This window comes from Cellulomonas massiliensis JC225, from assembly GCF_000312005.1.
GTDB lineage: Bacteria > Actinomycetota > Actinomycetes > Actinomycetales > Cellulomonadaceae > Cellulomonas > Cellulomonas massiliensis.
In genome coordinates, this window is record NZ_HE978588.1 from 3,045,999 (window position 1) to 3,061,729 (window position 15,731).

Here is a 15,731-nt window from a genome sequence, read left to right on the forward strand (position 1 = left end):
GCGGCGTCGGCCCGCGCGACCGCGACCGTCCCGACGCCGAGCCGCAGCGCTTGCGCCACCAGCGCGTCGACGTCGCCGCCGCCCGCGCTCAGCCCGACGACCTCGAACCGGTCGGGGTGGCGCAGGACGACGTCGATGGCCTGCGTCCCGATCGACCCGGTCGAGCCGAGCAGGACGACGCTGCGGCGCCGCGACGCCTCGCCGCTCGCGCTCGTCGCGCTCACTCGACGCCGAGCAGGACCTCGACGGCCCGCGCGAAGAACGCGTCGACCGGCGGCTCGGCGTACGCGTTGCGTCCCTTGCGGCGGCGGAACGTCGCCGTCCGCACCTCGGCGGCCGACAGGGGCGCGCCCTTGTCGAAGTAGGCGATGAGCCGGTGGCAGAGCTCGTCGACGTCGGCGGGCTCGTAGCCCTGCTGGCGCCCTTCCGGCGGTGCGAACCGGTCACCGTCCGGCCGGCCGAGGCGGCCGTAGAGCGTGCGCGCCTGCTCGCCGAGCCGCTCCATCCACCCCTGCTGGCCGTGCCGGCCGACGTAGTCCGCCCGGGCCCGGGCGACGAACGCCGACTCCAGCCGGTCCAGCGCCGCGTCCACGGCGGCCGGGACGTAGCCGCCCCGCACCATGTCGAACGCGACGCCGCGGACCTCCTTGCCCGACAGCTCGCTCGCCGGGCCCGTCTCGTACAGCGCGCGGGCGTGCGCGAAGAACTCGTCGACCTCGTCCGGGTCGTAGCCCGACCGCAGGCCCGACACGGTCCGGAACATGCCGTCGCTCACCTGGTCTCCTCCGCTGCGAGCTGCCCGCAGGCGCCGTCGATCTCGCTGCCGCGCGTGTCCCGGACGGTCGTCGGGATGCCGTGCGCACGCAAGCGTGCCACGAACTCCTGCTCGACCGCGGGATCGCTCGCCGTCCACCGCGAGCCCGGCACCGGGTTGAGCGGGATCGGGTTGCAGTGCACCCAGCCCTTGCCGCGCGCGTTGAGCTTCTCCCCCAGGAGGTCGGCCCGCCAGGCGTGGTCGTTCACGTCGCGGATCAGCGCGTACTCGATGGACACGCGTCGTCCGGTCCGCTCGAAGTACCGGTGGGCCGAGTCGATCGCCTCGTCGACGCTCCAGCGGGTGTTGACGGGCACCAGCTCGCTGCGCAGCTCGTCGTCCGGCGCGTGCAGCGACAGCGCGAGGGTCACCGGGATGCCCTCGTCCGCGAGCCGGTCCATCGCCGGCACCATGCCGACCGTCGAGACGGTGACGTTGCGTGCCGACATGCCGAGCCCGTCCGGGGCCGGGGCGACGAGCCTGCGCACGGTCTCCATCACGGCCTTGTAGTTCGCGAGCGGCTCGCCCATGCCCATGAAGACGACGTTGGTCAGCCGCCCGGGGCCGCCGGGCACCTCGCCCGCGGCGAGCGCGCGCGCCGCCTCGCGCACCTGCTCGACGATCTCCGCCGTCGAGAGGTTGCGCAGCAGGCCCATCTTGCCGGTCGCGCAGAACGCGCACGCGAGCCCGCACCCCGCCTGGCTCGAGATGCAGAGCGTCGAGCGGCCCGGGTAGCGCATGAGGACGGACTCGACCTTGGCGCCGTCGAACAGGTGCCACAGCGTCTTGACCGTCGTGCCGCCGTCGGCGGTCATCGTCCGGACCTTGGTGAGCAGCTGCGGGAACAGGTCGCCCACGAGCCGGTCGCGCGACGCCTTCGGCAGGTCGGTCATCGCGTCGGCGCTGGCCGTCAGGTGCGTGAAGTAGTGCGTCGCGAGCTGCTTGGCCCGGAACGGCTTCTCGCCGAGCTCGGTCACCGCGGCGACGCGCTGCTCGGGCGTGAGGTCGACGAAGTGGCGCGGCGGCTTGCCGCGCGGACCCCGCGACGGCGAGGACAGGTCGAGAGTGACGGGCGTCCCGGTCACGGGCGCACCCCCTTCGTGAGACGGGGCGGAGCGGCTCGGGTCAGGCGACCACGGGGACGAGCCACGCCAGGAGCAGGTAGACCGCCGGGGCGGTGAGGAGGAGCGAGTCGAGCCGGTCGAGGAGGCCGCCGTGACCCGGGACGAGGCGGCCCATGTCCTTGAGCTCGAGGTCGCGCTTGAGCATCGACTCGGCGAGGTCGCCGAACGTCGCCGTGGCCACCGTGGCGAGCCCGAGGACCACGCCGGCGACCGGCTCGGCGCCGAACCCCAGCTGGACCCCGACGACGCCGACGACGCAGGCGAGGACGACCGAGCCGATCAGCCCCTCCCACGACTTCTTGGGACTGACCGACGGTGCCAGCGGGTGCCGGCCGAGCAGGCTGCCGACGACGTAGCCGCCGGTGTCGCTGGCGACCGGCAGCAGGATGAACAGGAGCACGCGGGCCGGCCCGTCGGGCGCGGCGAGCATGAGCATGACGAACCCGCCGAGGAAGGGCACGTACGCCGCCGCGAAGGCGGCGCCGGTCGCGTCCCGCAGCGCGGGCTGGCCGCTGCCGTCCAGGACCCGCCAGATCACCGCGCCGCCGACGGTCAGCATGAACGCGACGAACAGCGCCTCCGGGCCGGCCGTGTAGGCGGAGACCAGGATGCCGACGGAGCCGACGAGCAGCGGCAGCAGCGGCAGGTGGATGCCCCGCCGCGTGAAGGCCTGCGCCAGCTCCCACAGCGCCGCGCCCACGGCGAGCACCGCCAGGACGACGAACGCCTCCTTGACGATGAACAGCGACGCCACGACGACGACCAGGAGGCCGACGCCGACGCCGACCGCGACCGGCAGGTCCCGGCCGCGGCGGCTGGTGGCGGGTGCTGCGAGCTCGGTCATCAGACCTCGAGCAGCTCGCTCTCCTTGGCGGAGAGCAGGGTGTCGATGAGGTCGACGTGCTTCTTCGTCAGCGCCTCGAGCTCCTTCTCCGCGCGCACGACCTCGTCCTCGCCCGCCTCACCGTCCTTGACGATGCGGTCGAGCTCCTCCTTGGCGCGGCGGCGGATGTTGCGCACCGAGACGCGGGCGTCCTCGGCCTTGTGCTTCGCGAGCTTGACGAAGTCCTTGCGCCGCTCCTCGGTGAGGGCGGGCAGGACGATGCGGATGACGTTGCCGTCGTTGTTCGGGTTCACACCGAGGTCGGAGTCGCGCAGCGCCTTCTCGATCGCCGCCATCGACGACTTGTCGAACGGGCTGATGAGGATGGTGCGGGCCTCGACGACGTTGAACGACGCGAGCTGCTGCAGCGGGGTCGGGGCGCCGTAGTAGTCGACGACGATCTTCGAGAACATCGCCGCGTTGGCCCGGCCGGTGCGGATGGTGCCGAAGTCGTCCTTGGCCACCTCGACGGCCTTGTCCATCTTCTCCTCGGCCTCGAAGAGAGTCTCGTCGATCACCGCTGCTCCTTGGTGTGCTCGTGGGGTCCGGGTCGTGCTCGCCGTCGTCGCGACGCGGGGGGCGTCGCGACCGGTCAGCTCGCGGTGACCAGCGTGCCGATCTTCTCACCCTCGAGGGCCCGCGTGACGTTGCCGTGCTCCTCCAGCCCGAACACGCGCATCCGCACGTCGTTGTCCCGCGCGAGGCTCAGGGCGGTCTGGTCCATCACCGCGAGCCCCTCGACGAGCGCCTCGGTGTACGTGACGTGGTCGAGCAGCGTCGCCGTCGGGTCCTTGCGGGGGTCCGCCGTGTAGACGCCGTCCACGCCGTTCTTGCCCATGAGGACCTCGTCGCAGTGCGTCTCGAGCGCCCGCTGCACGCACACCGTGTCGGTCGAGAAGTACGGCATGCCGGCGCCGGCGCCGAAGATGACGACGCGGCCCTTCTCCATGTGCCGGATGGCGCGCAGCGGGATGTAAGGCTCCGCGACCTGGCCCATGGTGATCGCGGTCTGCACGCGCGTGCTGACGCCCGCCTGCTCGAGGAAGTCCTGCAGGGCGAGGCAGTTCATGACGGTGCCCAGCATGCCCATGTAGTCGGCGCGCGCGCGGTCCAGGCCGCGCGAGGAGAGCTCGGCACCGCGGAAGAAGTTGCCGCCACCGACGACGATCGCGACCTGCACGCCCGACCGGACGGCCACGGCGATCTCGGCGGCGACCCGCTGCACCACGTCGGCGGCGAGGCCGACGTCACCCCCGCCGAAGGTCTCGCCCGAGAGCTTGAGGAGCACTCGCCGGGTCCATGTCGCGGTGCTGTCCTGGCTCACGGGTCCTCCTGGGTGCGTCGACGGCTGGTCCTGCTGCGCGCGTCCGCGGCGTGCGGACGCGGGTGCGACGGTGGCCCCGACCCGAGCGGGACGGGGCCACCGTCGTGAGGCGTCAGGCGCCGACGCGGTACCGCACGAAGCCGGTGACGGTGCCGCCGGCCTCCTGGAGCACCTGGCCGACCGACTTCTTGCTGTCCTTGGCGAACGGCTGGTCGAGCAGCACGTTCTCCTTGAAGAAGCCCGTGAGGCGCCCCTCGACGATCTTCGGCAGCGCGGCCTCGGGCTTGCCCTCGTTGCGTGCCGTCTCCTCGGCGATCTTGCGCTCGGACTCGACCGTGTCGGCCGGGACCTCGTCGCGCGTGAGGTACTGCGGCGAGAACGCGGCGATGTGCGTCGCCACGTCGCGGGCCACGGAGGCGCCCGCGGCGTCCGTCGCGACCAGCACGCCGACCTGCGGGGGCAGGTCCTTGTTCACCTTGTGCAGGTAGACCTCGACGTGCTCGCCGGCGACCCGCGCGAGGCGGCGCACGACGACGCGCTCGCCGAGCGTGGCGGCCGTCTCGTCGACGATGCCCTGGACGGTCGTGCCCTCGTACTCCGCGCCGGTGAGCGCGTCCGCGTCACGGGCGCCCGTCGCCACCGCGGCGGCGAGCACGCGGTCGGCCAGCGAGATGAACGCCTGGCTCTTCGCGACGAAGTCCGTCTCCGAGTTGACCTCGAGCAGGACGGCCGTCTGGCCCTCGCCGTCGGCGGTCGGGCCGACGTGCGCCGCGACGAGACCGTCGGAGGCCGCACGGCCCTCGCGCTTGCCGACACCCTTGAGGCCCTTGACCCGGATGATCTCGAGCGCCTTGTCCGCGTCGCCGTCGGCCTCCTCGAGCGCCTTCTTGACGTCGAGCATGCCGGCACCGGTCTTCTCGCGCAGGTCCTTGATGTCCTGGAGCGAGTAGTTCGCCATCAGTCGGTTCCGTTCTGTGGTCGGAGGATGCTTCGGGTGGGCGACGTCACTCGGCGTCGTCGGCCGCGGCAGCGGCCTCCTGCGCCGGCGCGTCCGTGGTCACGGCCTCGGCAGCCGTCGGCGCCTCGGCCTGCACGGCCGCGGGGGCGGCGGCGGACTCGCTCTGCTGGACCTGCGCCTCGGCGCCGGCGAGCAGCTCGCGCTCCCACTCGGCCAGCGGCTCGGCCTCGGGCTCGGCGCCCTCGGTCGCCGCGGTGCGGCCCGAGTGGCGCTTGAGCAGGCCGTCGGCGGCCGCGTCGGCGATCACGCGGGTGAGCAGCTGGACGGCACGGATCGCGTCGTCGTTGCCCGGGATCGGGTAGTCGACGAGGTCGGGGTCGCAGTTGGTGTCGAGGATCGCGACGACCGGGATGCCCAGCTTGCGCGCCTCGTCGACGGCCAGGTGCTCCTTGTTGGTGTCGACGACCCAGATCGCCGAGGGCACCTTGGCCATGTCGCGGATGCCGCCGAGCGTCTTCGCGAGCTTGTCCTTCTCGCGGCGCAGGACGAGCAGCTCCTTCTTCGTCAGGCCGGAGGCCGCGACGTCGTCGAAGTCGATCTGCTCGAGCTCCTTGAGGCGCTGCAGGCGCTTGTGGACGGTCGAGAAGTTGGTGAGCATGCCGCCCAGCCAGCGCTGGTTCACGTAGGGCATGCCGACGCGGGCGGCCTGCTCGGCGACCGGCTCCTGCGCCTGCTTCTTCGTGCCGACGAACAGGATGCTGCCGCCGTGCGCGACGGTCTGCGACACGAAGTCGTAGGCCCGGTCGATGTACGACAGCGACTGCTGCAGGTCGACGATGTAGATGCCGTTGCGCTCGGTGAAGATGAAGCGCTTCATCTTCGGGTTCCACCGGCGGGTCTGGTGCCCGAAGTGGACACCGCTCTCGAGCAGCTGGCGCATGGTCACGACGGCCATGGCACGTCCTTCCGGCGCGCACGGAGCGTGCGCGCGACGACGAGCGGGCCCCGAGGCCCGCGATGCGGTTGTCGGCTCCGACGGCGTCGGGGCCCCTGGCGCCATGTCGCTGCCGCGCCGGGCTGGGCCCGGACCGTTGCGGCGACGACCCCGGCCGCACCGGACCCGTCCGGCGGACCGGGCGGAGCGGTGGCGAGCCGGGTGGATGGCGCGCGAAGTCGACCGGCACGGACCGGTCGCAGCGTGAAGTCTAGCGGATCCCGGCAACGGCCCTCGCACGCGGGTCGCGGGCGTCGATCCCGCCGTCGAGCCGTCCCCAGCCACGGCCTCGTCGCCGCCCGTCCACCCCCGTGGCACCCGTACCCGCCCGGGCGCCGGCGCAGCCCGCACCGTGGGGTCATGACGCCCAGCCACCTCCGCCGCCCGGGCGGCGGCCGCGTGACCGACCGCTCGCCCGTCGCGCTCCCCCGCCGCGCGCGGGCGGCCGTGCTCGGCGGCCTCCTCGCGGCTGCGGCGGCGTTGACCGTCTCCGCCGCGGGAGCGGTCGCCGCCGACGACGAGCGCCCGACGAGCACCGCCCCCGCCGACGTGGACCGCCCGTCCTACGCGCTGCCGCTCGACCGTCCGGCGCGCGCCCTGCCCGACGTCCTGCGCCGGTTCGACCCGCCCGTCCGTCGCTGGTCGCCGGGGCACCGGGGAGTCGACCTCGCCGCGGCGCCCGGCGAGGCCGTCCTCGCCCCCGCCGCGGGCGTCGTCACCTTCGCCGGGCCGGTCGCGGGGCGAGGCGTCGTCACGGTGCTCCACGCGGACGGGCGGCGGTCGTCCGTGGAGCCGGTCGCGGCCGCGGTCCGTGCGGGCGACCGGGTGCGCGCGGGTCAGGCCCTCGGCAGGCTCCAGGAGCCCGGCGACGTCGAGGGTCCGCACTGCGCACCGGCGTCCTGCCTGCACTGGGGCGTGCGCGAGCCGCGGCACGGCGCCGAGCGGTACGTCGACCCGCTGGCGCTGCTCGACGGCCGGGGGCCGCCCGTCCTCCTGCCCGTGCACGCCTGAGCGGGCGGCACCCGGACGTCCGCCGCGGACACGGCGCCGCCGCCCCCGACAGCTCGGGAGCGGCGGTCCGGACGGTCGGGGCCCTCGGTCAGGCGCGCTCGGCGTCCACCAGGCGCGTGCGCAGCCGCAGCATCGCCGCGGTGTGCATCTGCGAGACGCGGGACTCGGTGACGCCCAGCACGCGGCCGATCTCGGCGAGCGTCATGCCCTCGTAGTAGTAGAGGACGACGACGACGCGCTCGCGCTCGCTCAGCTGCTCGACCGCGCGGGCCAGCAGGTACTTGGTCTCGGCGGCGTCCACCTCGCCGGCGGGGTCGGCCGCACGCTCGTCGCCGAGCGTGTCGCCCAGGGAGAGGCCGGCGCGGTCCTCGGAGCCGCCGAGCAGCTCGTCGAGGGCGGCGACGTTCACCGTCGAGAGCTGGGAGTGCACGCTGCGGAGCTCCGCCACGGGGATCTCGAGGTGCGCGGCGAGCTCCTGCTCCGTCGGCGCCCGGTGCAGCGACGACTCGAGCTCGGCGTACGCGCGGTCGATCGAGCGCGCCTTCGTCCGCACCGAGCGCGGCACCCAGTCCATGGCGCGCAGCTCGTCGATGATCGCGCCGCGGATGCGCGAGGAGGCGTACGACTCGAACTTCACGGCACGGTCCGTCTGGTACTTCTCGATCGCGTCGATGAGGCCGAACATCCCGTACGAGACGAGGTCGGCCTGCTCCACGGAGCTGGGGAGCCGCATGCCGACCCGGCCGGCCACCGCGGAGACCAGCGGGGCGTAGTGCAGGATCAGCCGCTCGCGCGCCGCCGGCGAGCCGGTGGTCTTGAACGAGGTCCACAGGGCGGAGAGCGCGTCCGTCTCGTCGACGGTCGTCTCGGCGTGGCGGCGCTGCTGCGGGATGACGCCCTCGGGCGCCGTGCCACCGGCGAGGCGCAGGCGCCACGCGGCAGGTGCCTGCACGTGGGTCGTCGTCATCGCGGACTCCATTCGGTCGTGCACAGGTGCGGGAGGGGGCGTACCTGACCGGACCCGAGAGGAGACCTGCTCGGCGGACCGTCTCGGCCGTCCGCACCGGCGATGGTGCGGAGAGCTCCGGCGGCCGGGATGTCACGTCGACGGGCTTTGCGAGGGTCCGTCTGCGTGACATCCGCCACGTTCATGGAGCGAGAGTGACGTGTCACAGACGGCGAAACAAGTCCGCTATTCATCACATCGGCCTAACGCACGGGCGTTTCCGGGTCGATTGTCCGATTCACCGAGCGGTATTTCCGATGCGTCCGATTTAATTCACCCGCTCGTGGCTTGCGAGGTCCCAGCCAGCACCCAGGATCGTCCGCTACGCCTCGCGAGCCCGGCGAGCTCGAGGGTGCCCAGAGCCACCTCCGCGGCCGCGCGTGCCACCCCCGCCCGCGCGGCCAGCTCGTCGACGCCCGAGCCCACCCGACGCCGCAGCGCTCCGTGCACGAGGCGCGCCGGCTCGTCGAGGCCGTCGGTCTCCAGCCGGCCGGCGCCCCGCTCCGGGGCGAGGTGCCCGCCGACCGCCGCGGCGAGCTCGACCACCTCGTCGGCGTCCGTGACGCACACCGCCAGGCCCTCGCGCAGCAGGCGGTGGCACCCGGCCGAGGCGACCGACGTGACGGGGCCCGGCACGGCACCCACCGGCCGCAGCAGGCGCGCCGCGTGGCGCGCGGTGCTGATGGCGCCGGAACGCCACGCCGCCTCGACCACGACCGTCGCCGCGGTGCCGGCCGCGATCACCCTGTTGCGCTGGAGGAACCGGCTGCGCGTCGGCACGGCGCCCGGCGGGACCTCGGAGACGACCGCGCCGCCCGCGTCGACCACCGCCTCGAACAGGTGCGCGTTGCCGGCCGGGTAGGCACGGTCCACACCGCCGGCCAGCACGACGACCGTCCGGCCGCCGGCCGCGAGCGCCCCGCGGTGGGCCGCGGCGTCCACCCCGTACGCCCCGCCGGAGACGGTGCACCAGCCCAGCGCGGCGAGCCGGGACGCCAGGTCGACGGCGACCCGCTCGCCGTACGTCGTCGACGCGCGCGCACCGACCAGCGCGACCGCGGGCACCTCGGGCGGCAGGTCGCCCCTGACCCACAGGCACGGCGGCGCGGCGGGACCCAGGTCGTCGAGACCGGGCCACCACAGGTCGTCGCCCGGCACCACCAGCCGTCCGCCGCAGCGGTCCAGCAGCTCGAGGTCCCGGCGCGGGTCCACGGTCGGGAACCGGCCGGCCCAGCGGCGCACCGCGCGCCCCAGCCGGGCACGGTCCGGGCGGGCCGCGCCGTCCAGGTGCTGCGGCGCCCCGTCGTCCTGCGCGGCGCGCCACTCGGGGTCGCCCGCACCGGCCAGCACGCCGGCGAGCCAGCGCCAGGCGCCGAGCCCGCCCATCGCCCCGACGAGCAGCCCCGCGACCTCGTCGCCCGGCTCCACCAGGGCGCTCCACGCCGCGCGTGCCGACCTCTCGTCCACGACCGAGGCGCTCACGCGCCCTGCCCGCGGGTGCGCAGCAGCAGTGCCAGGCCGACGTCCGCACGCCGCGGCGCCGGCCGACCACCGAGGTCGGCGAGCGTCCAGGCGACCCGGAGCACCCGGTCCACACCCCGCAGGCTCAGCGTCCCGCGGTCCAGCGCCCGGTCGAGGTCGCCGACGAGCGCGCGGTCCGCGCCCAGCCGCTCGCGCAGCCAGGGCCCCGGCACCTCCGCGTTCGTCCGCCACGGCGTGCCCGCCAGGCGCTCGGCGCCGGCGGCCCGGGCCTGCGCGACGCGGGCCGCGACCACCGCGGTGCTCTCCCCCGGCAGCGCCGCGGACCGCGCGTCCTCGAGCTCGACCTGCAGGTCGACGCGGTCCAGCAGCGGGCCGGAGAGCTTGCCGAAGTAGCGTCGGCGCTGCTCCGAGCGGCACGTGCAGTCGAGGCCCTTGCCGACCGCCCGCCCGCACGGGCAGGGGTTTGCCGCCAGGACGAGCTGGAACCGGGCCGGGTACCGGGCGGTGCCGTTCGCCCGGTGCAGCACGAGCTCGCCGTTCTCCAGCGGCTGGCGCAGCGTCTCCAGCACGGACGGGCTGAACTCCGGCGCCTCGTCGAGGAACAGCACGCCGCGGTGCGCGCGTGACGCGGCGCCCGGCCGTGGCAGCCCGGACCCGCCGCCGACGACCGACGCGGGCGTCGCGGTGTGGTGCGGGTCCTCGAACGGAGGCCGGCGCAGCAGGCCGCCGGTGGCGTCGAACGTGCCCGCGACGGAGTGGACGGCCGTGACCTCCACCGCGTCCGTCTCGTCGAGGTCCGGCAGCAGGCCCGGCAGCCGCGCCGCCAGCAGGGTCTTCCCCGTGCCGGGCGGCCCCACCATGAGCAGGTGGTGGCCGCCGGCCGCGGCGACCTCGAGCCCGCGGCGCGCCTCCGGCTGCCCGAGCACGTCCGCGAGGTCGGGGGCGCTCCGCTCCGCAGGGCTGGCGCTCGGGCCCTGCGCCGGGGGCTCGACGTCCGGTACCTCGACCTCGGCGCCGTACCACGCGGCGACCTGCGCCAGCGTCAGCGCCGCGGCCACCTCGGCGCCCGGGACGAGCCGCGCCTCGGCCGCGTTCGCGGCGGGGACCACCACCCGAGGACGCCCCGCGGCGACGGCCGCCGCCACCGCTGGCAGGACGCCACGAACGGGCCGGAGGCGACCGTCGAGCCCGAGCTCCCCCAGGTGGACGACCTGCTCCACGCGGGACGGGTCGACCACCTCCGCCCCCGCGAGCGTCGCGACGGCGATCGCCAGGTCGAACCCCGAGCCGGACTTGGGCAGCGACGCGGGCGAGAGGTTCACGGTGATCCGGCGCTGGGGCCACGACAGCCCCGACGACGAGACCGCGGCCCGCACCCGGTCCCGGCTCTCGGCGAGCGCGGCGTCCGGCAGCCCGACGAGCGCGAACGCAGGGATGGACGCCGCCAGGTGCGCCTCCACCTCGACGACGTGACCGGCCAGGCCGACGAGCGCGACGCCGAGCGTGCGTCCGAGGGCCACTCAGACCACCCCGACGAGGTGCTCGATCGTCGGCGCGCCGCGCCGGGGGACGAGCACCGCGACGACGTCCACCCGCACCGACGCCGGCCGTGCCTCGTGCGCCGCGAGCCACTGGCCCGCGAGCCGGCGGATGCGCGCGAGCTTGGGTGCCGTCACGGCCTCGGCCGGGTGCCCGAACGCGAGCGACCGCCGGGTCTTGACCTCGACCACGACGAGCTCCGCGCCGTCGAGCGCCACGAGGTCGAGCTCGCCGCCCGTGCCGCGCCAGTTGCGGTCGAGCACCTCCCAGCCCCGACCGCGCAGGTGCTCGTCGACGAGCCCCTCGCCGAACCTTCCCAGTGCGTCCTTGACGCGCACGCGACCACCTCCGTGCACGACGCTGGGGCACGCGGGCCGTCCCGCGCGGACGCTCGCACGAGCGCGGGGACGCGACGATCGGCCCGCGGGACTGTGGACGGCTCGCCGTCCGGCGTCAGCGCGGGAAGCCGGGCGCTCCGGGCGCCCCGAGGTCGAGCTCCGCCTTCGCGAGCTCCTCGACGTTGACGTCCTTGAACGTCACGACGCGCACGGACTTCACGAACCGCGCCGAGCGGTAGACGTCCCACACCCAGGCGTCGGCGAGCGCGAGCTCGAAGTACACCTCGCCGGCGGCGGAGCGCACCTGCAGGTCCACGTGGTTGGCCAGGTAGAAGCGCCGCTCGGTCTCCACGACGTACGAGAACAGGCCGACGACGTCCCGGTACTCGCGGTAGAGCGCGAGCTCCATGTCGGTCTCGTAGTTCTCCAGGTCCTCCGCACTCACGCGCCCATCATCCCCCATGGGTCGGTGGCCTCGAGCGCACGCGCGACGTCCTCGACGTCGGCCTCGGAGGCGGCCGTGCCGGGCAGGCGCCACGAGCGGCGGTGCAGGACGCAGGGCCCGTGCTCGCGCAGCGCCGCGACGTGCTCGGGCGAGGCGTAGCCCTTGTTCTCGTCCCAGCGGTAGGCCGGGTGCTGCGCGGCGAGCTCGACCATCATCGCGTCGCGCTCGCACTTGGCCAGCACGCTCGCGGCGGCCACGCTCGCGCAGGTGCGGTCGGCCTTCACGCGCACGTGGACGCGCGGCGCGACGGCCTGCGGCTCGTCGCCGTCGAAGAGGTCGCCCTGCGCCGGTGCCGTGAACCAGTCGTGCGAGCCGTCGAGGAGCACGACGTCGACGGGCCCGACCTGCGCGCTCGCCGCCGCGAGCGCCCGCCGGCCCGCCAGGCGCAGCGCCGCGATGATCCCGACCGCGTCGATCTCGTCGGCGCTCGCGTGGCCGACCGCCCGCGCGACGCCCCACCGCCGCAGCGCGGGCAGCAGCGCCGTGCGGGCCGCCGGGGTGAGCAGCTTCGAGTCCGCCACGCCCTGCGGAGCCGTGCGGGTGCGGGCGTCGACGACGACCACCCCCACGCTCACCGGCCCGGCGAGGGACCCGCGGCCGACCTCGTCCATGCCGGCCAGCAGGCGCGCGCCGTCGCGCAGGAGCACGCGCTCGTGCCGCAGGTGCGGGCCGGTGCGGCGGGCCGGCTCCGCGCGGCGCGGCACCGCACGAGGCGCCGGCGGCGCCTCGACGCGTCCGAGCTCCTCGACGCTCACGACGGGTCCGGCACGTCCGCGAAGGTGTCGGACGGGTTGTGCAGCACGGTCGCCCGGTCGAACGGGAACACGAGGACGAACGCGACGCCGACGACGTTGGCGATCGGGACGGACCCGCCGCCCGCCTCGTCCATGTGGACGCGCGAGTCGCCCGAGTGCTGGCGGTTGTCCCCCATGACCCAGATGCCGCCCTGCGGGACGACGGTGTCGAACGCCATCTGGCTCGGCTGGGAGCCCGGCTTGAGGTAGGGCTCGTCGATCGGGACGCCGTTCACCGTGACGGGCTCGCCCGGCCCCTCGCACGCCACCCGGTCCCCCGGCAGCCCGATGACCCGCTTGACGAGGTGCTCGCCCGCGTCCTGCGGGTACAGGCCGATGAACGTGAGCATGTCGTTGATCGCGCCGCGCACCGGCCCGGGGTCGGGCTTCGGCACCGACTGCAGCCAGTCCGCCGGGTCCTTGAAGACCACGATGTCGCCCCGGCGCAGCTCGAACGGGCCCGGCGTCAGCTTGCTCACCAGGATGCGGTCGTCCTGGACGAACGTGTTCTCCATCGACTCGCTCGGGATGAAGAAGGCCTGGACGAAGAAGGTCTTGACGATCAGCGACAGGACCAGCGCGCTGATGAGGATGATCGCGGTCTCCCGCACGAGCGCCCCGAAGCCGCCGCGGCTCGCGGCCCGCTCCGGGTCGGCGGCGTGGCGCGGCGGCGGGTCGCCGGACACGGTGCGCCCCGTGTCCACGTGCTCGCGTGCGGGCCACTGCTCGGTCGGGTCGCTCACGCGGACAACTCTCGCACGAGGCCGGGTGCGTCGCGTACGCGCACCGCGCCGTCCGCGGCGATTCACAGGCCCTGCGCGGTCGGGCCGCACGACGCCGTCCGTGCACGACGACGGGCGGCCACCTCGTCGGAGGTGACCGCCCGTCGGAGGCTCGAGCCTCAGGCCTGCTTCGGCGCGTTGTCGCGCTTCTCGCGGATCTTCGCCTTCTTGCCGCGCAGCTTGCGCAGGTAGTACAGCTTCGCGCGGCGGACGTCACCGCGGGTGATCACCTCGACCGACTCGATCGAGGGGGTGTGCACGGGGAACGTGCGCTCGACGCCGACCTGGAAGCTGATCTTGCGGACCGTGAACGTCTCGCGGACGCCCGCGCCCTGGCGGGCGATGACGACGCCCTGGAAGGCCTGGATGCGCGAGCGGTTGCCCTCGACGACCTTGACGTTGACCTTGACGGTGTCGCCGGGACGGAACTCCGGGACGTCGGTGCGCAGCGAGGCTGCGTCGATGCTGTCCAGCGTGTGCATGATGTGTCGCTTTCCCGCCCTGCCACAGGTCAGGAACGTCTCCGAGGGCGCCGCACGTGCGTGTCGGGCGTCCCGTGGTCTGGTTCCGGGGCGTGTCCGTGGGACGAGCCCGCGGGGTCTGACCGTGGTCGTCTCCCCTGTGGCAGAGACGCGGCCGAAGCGCACCAGCGCACGATTCTGCCACAGCGCCGGTTCCCGGATCCAATCCCGGGCCGCGGCCGTGCGTCACACCCGCGCGTCAGACCCGGACGAGCCGCCCGCCCTGCGGGGTCCAGCCCAGACCCGCCAGCACGGCGAGGTCCGCCGCGTCGAGCACCGCGGGGTCGAGGCGCTCGAGGAGGTCCGGCCGCCGCTGCGCCGTCCGCTCGAGCGCCCGGTCCCGGCGCCACCGGGCGACCCGGCCGTGGTGCCCGGACAGCAGCACGTCCGGCACGTCGAGGCCCTCCCACGACGGGGGCTTGGTGTACACCGGGTACTCCAGCAGCCCGGCGGCGCCGTGCGACTCTTCGACCAGCGACTCGGGGTTCCCGACGACGCCGGGCAGCAGCCGGCCGACGGCCTCGACGACGACGAGCGCCGCCACCTCGCCGCCGTTGAGCACGTAGTCGCCGATCGACAGCTCCACCACCCGCACGCCGGGCCGGGCCGCGTAGCGCTCGGCCACGCGCGCGTCGATGCCCTCGTACCGCCCGCACGCGACGACGAGGTGCCGCTCCCCCGCGAGGGACTCGGCCGTCCGCTGCGTGAACGGCTCGCCGGCGGGCGTGGGGACGACGAGCACGGTGCCCTCGTCGACGACGTCGTCGAGCGCCCGACCCCACACGTCCGGACGCATCACCATGCCGGCGCCGCCGCCGAACGGCGTGTCGTCGACGGTCCGGTGGCGGTCGGTCGTCCAGTCGCGCAGGTCGTGCACGCGCAGGTCGAGCAGACCGGCCGTGCGGGCCTTGCCGACGAGCGAGAGCCCGAGCGGCGCGAGGTACTCGGGGAAGATCGAGACGACGTCGACGCGCACCGCTCAGCCGTCCTGCTCGTCGGTCCCCGTGGTCTCCTCGGAGACGACGAGGTTCGCCGCGTCGGACGCGAGCAGGCCGCCGGGCGGGTCCAGCACCACGCGGCCCCCGGGGACGTCCACCACCGGGACGATCTCCCGGACGAAGGGGACGAGGGTCCGGGCCCCGTCGGGCTCCCGGACGACGAGCAGGTCGTGCGCGGGCGAGTGCTCGAGCCCGACGACCTCGCCCACCACGCGACCGTCGACGTGCTCCGCGCGCAGCCCCGCGAGCTCGTGCGGGTACCAGGCGTCGTCCTCGTCGGACGCCGGCGCGTCGACGACGAGCTCGACGCCGCGCAGCGCCTCGGCCGCGGTGCGGTCCGCCACACCTTCGAAGGCGACGTACCAGCGGCCCTGCTGCACCCGGGTCCGGGCGATCGTCAGCGGCCCCGCCCCCGCGGGCTCGGTGCGCAGGCGGGAGCCGACGGCGAGCCGGTCGGGGGCCGAGTCGGTCCGCAGGTCCAGCGCCACCTCGCCACGCAGTCCGTGCGCGCGCCCGATGCGGGCGACAGTCAGCTGCACCAGTCCTCCTCGTTCGTCCGGCGGCGGGGACCCGCGGTCGCCGCGATGCTCTCCGGCCGTGCGCCGGGTCCGGACACGCCGAGGCCCGGACCCCAGGCTAGGGGTCCGGGCCTCGGTCG

The 15,731-nt window shown here is 74.8% G+C and carries 18 protein-coding genes and 1 pseudogene; 1 reads left to right on the plus strand and 18 read right to left on the minus strand.

All coding sequences use genetic code 11. The annotated features are described in order from the left end of the window. From HGCM_RS18415 to rpsB, 8 genes and pseudogenes are all read right to left on the minus strand, one after another. Positions 1-224: pseudogene (locus HGCM_RS18415) on the minus strand (1-deoxy-D-xylulose-5-phosphate reductoisomerase); the annotation flags it as partial. Beyond that, the gene (locus HGCM_RS14365) at positions 221-775 is read right to left on the minus strand and encodes a DivIVA domain-containing protein (protein WP_019137525.1); all 555 of its coding nucleotides are present in this window, start codon (positions 773-775) and stop codon (positions 221-223) included. The pseudogene HGCM_RS18415 and the gene HGCM_RS14365, both read right to left, overlap by 4 nt. Next, positions 772-1,899 carry a dual-specificity RNA methyltransferase RlmN gene (gene rlmN / locus HGCM_RS14370; protein ID WP_019137526.1) on the minus strand — a complete coding sequence of 376 codons (1,128 nt, stop codon included), beginning with the start codon at positions 1,897-1,899 and terminating at the stop codon, positions 772-774. The genes HGCM_RS14365 and rlmN overlap by 4 nt, the downstream gene beginning before the upstream one ends. A gap of 40 nt (positions 1,900-1,939) precedes the next feature. Further along, positions 1,940-2,782: a phosphatidate cytidylyltransferase gene (locus HGCM_RS14375; protein ID WP_019137527.1), complete on the minus strand. Its 843-nt coding sequence runs from the start codon at positions 2,780-2,782 to the stop codon at positions 1,940-1,942. Further along, complete coding sequence (gene frr, locus HGCM_RS14380; RefSeq protein WP_019137528.1) at positions 2,782-3,339, minus strand: ribosome recycling factor; 558 nt, start codon at positions 3,337-3,339, stop codon at positions 2,782-2,784. The genes HGCM_RS14375 and frr overlap by 1 nt, the downstream gene beginning before the upstream one ends. 74 nt (positions 3,340-3,413) lie before the next feature. Further along, positions 3,414-4,145, minus strand: a complete 732-nt coding sequence (gene pyrH / locus HGCM_RS14385) for a UMP kinase (RefSeq protein ID WP_026075494.1) — start codon at positions 4,143-4,145, stop codon at positions 3,414-3,416. A 112-nt stretch (positions 4,146-4,257) separates the two neighbouring features. Continuing rightward, a complete protein-coding gene (gene tsf, locus HGCM_RS14390; protein WP_019137530.1) occupies positions 4,258-5,103 on the minus strand; it encodes a translation elongation factor Ts in 846 nt (281 codons plus the stop codon). Between the two features lie 46 nt (positions 5,104-5,149). After that, on the minus strand, positions 5,150-6,058 hold the full coding sequence (rpsB, locus tag HGCM_RS14395; RefSeq protein WP_019137531.1) for a 30S ribosomal protein S2: 909 nt from the start codon (positions 6,056-6,058) through the stop codon (positions 5,150-5,152). A gap of 399 nt (positions 6,059-6,457) precedes the next feature. Here rpsB and HGCM_RS18420 point away from each other — a divergent pair, with 399 nt between their 5' ends. Further along, complete coding sequence (locus HGCM_RS18420; RefSeq protein ID WP_019137532.1) at positions 6,458-7,108, plus strand: murein hydrolase activator EnvC family protein; 651 nt, start codon at positions 6,458-6,460, stop codon at positions 7,106-7,108. An 88-nt stretch (positions 7,109-7,196) separates the two neighbouring features. Here HGCM_RS18420 and whiG read toward each other — a convergent pair whose 3' ends face one another. The 10 genes from whiG to rimM all read right to left on the minus strand — a co-directional run bounded on the left by whiG (position 7,197) and on the right by rimM (position 15,612). Next, positions 7,197-8,075, minus strand: coding sequence for an RNA polymerase sigma factor WhiG (gene whiG / locus HGCM_RS14405; RefSeq protein WP_147572870.1), 879 nt, complete (start codon positions 8,073-8,075; stop codon positions 7,197-7,199). 312 nt (positions 8,076-8,387) lie between these two features. After that, entirely contained in the window at positions 8,388-9,542 is a 1,155-nt protein-coding gene (gene dprA / locus HGCM_RS14410) for a DNA-processing protein DprA (RefSeq protein ID WP_019137534.1), read from the minus strand. Between the two features lie 50 nt (positions 9,543-9,592). Continuing rightward, the gene (locus HGCM_RS14415) at positions 9,593-11,116 is read right to left on the minus strand and encodes a YifB family Mg chelatase-like AAA ATPase (RefSeq protein ID WP_019137535.1); all 1,524 of its coding nucleotides are present in this window, start codon (positions 11,114-11,116) and stop codon (positions 9,593-9,595) included. After that, entirely contained in the window at positions 11,117-11,473 is a 357-nt protein-coding gene (locus HGCM_RS14420) for a YraN family protein (protein WP_019137536.1), read from the minus strand. Between the two features lie 115 nt (positions 11,474-11,588). Then, positions 11,589-11,918: a DUF2469 domain-containing protein gene (locus HGCM_RS14425; protein ID WP_019137537.1), complete on the minus strand. Its 330-nt coding sequence runs from the start codon at positions 11,916-11,918 to the stop codon at positions 11,589-11,591. Next, positions 11,915-12,733, minus strand: coding sequence for a ribonuclease HII (gene rnhB, locus HGCM_RS14430; RefSeq protein ID WP_019137538.1), 819 nt, complete (start codon positions 12,731-12,733; stop codon positions 11,915-11,917). The genes HGCM_RS14425 and rnhB overlap by 4 nt, the downstream gene beginning before the upstream one ends. Beyond that, the gene (gene lepB, locus HGCM_RS14435) at positions 12,730-13,515 is read right to left on the minus strand and encodes a signal peptidase I (RefSeq protein ID WP_019137539.1); all 786 of its coding nucleotides are present in this window, start codon (positions 13,513-13,515) and stop codon (positions 12,730-12,732) included. The genes rnhB and lepB overlap by 4 nt, the downstream gene beginning before the upstream one ends. Positions 13,516-13,673: 158 nt before the next feature. Further along, entirely contained in the window at positions 13,674-14,036 is a 363-nt protein-coding gene (gene rplS, locus HGCM_RS14440; protein ID WP_019137540.1) for a 50S ribosomal protein L19, read from the minus strand. A 238-nt stretch (positions 14,037-14,274) separates the two neighbouring features. Further along, complete coding sequence (gene trmD / locus HGCM_RS14445; protein WP_019137541.1) at positions 14,275-15,051, minus strand: tRNA (guanosine(37)-N1)-methyltransferase TrmD; 777 nt, start codon at positions 15,049-15,051, stop codon at positions 14,275-14,277. Positions 15,052-15,054: 3 nt separating this feature from the next. Continuing rightward, on the minus strand, positions 15,055-15,612 hold the full coding sequence (rimM, locus tag HGCM_RS14450; RefSeq protein WP_019137542.1) for a ribosome maturation factor RimM: 558 nt from the start codon (positions 15,610-15,612) through the stop codon (positions 15,055-15,057). Positions 15,613-15,731: the final 119 nt, after the last annotated feature.

Coding starts and splice junctions, on each gene's coding strand:
- HGCM_RS14375 (WP_019137527.1), bottom strand. CDS start 2,782: ATGACCGAGCTCGCAGCACCCGCCACCAGCCGCCGCGGCCGGGACCTG.
- tsf (WP_019137530.1), bottom strand. CDS start 5,103: ATGGCGAACTACTCGCTCCAGGACATCAAGGACCTGCGCGAGAAGACC.
- rpsB (WP_019137531.1), bottom strand. CDS start 6,058: ATGGCCGTCGTGACCATGCGCCAGCTGCTCGAGAGCGGTGTCCACTTC.
- HGCM_RS18420 (WP_019137532.1), top strand. CDS start 6,458: ATGACGCCCAGCCACCTCCGCCGCCCGGGCGGCGGCCGCGTGACCGAC.
- whiG (WP_147572870.1), bottom strand. CDS start 8,075: ATGACGACGACCCACGTGCAGGCACCTGCCGCGTGGCGCCTGCGCCTC.
- rplS (WP_019137540.1), bottom strand. CDS start 14,036: ATGCACACGCTGGACAGCATCGACGCAGCCTCGCTGCGCACCGACGTC.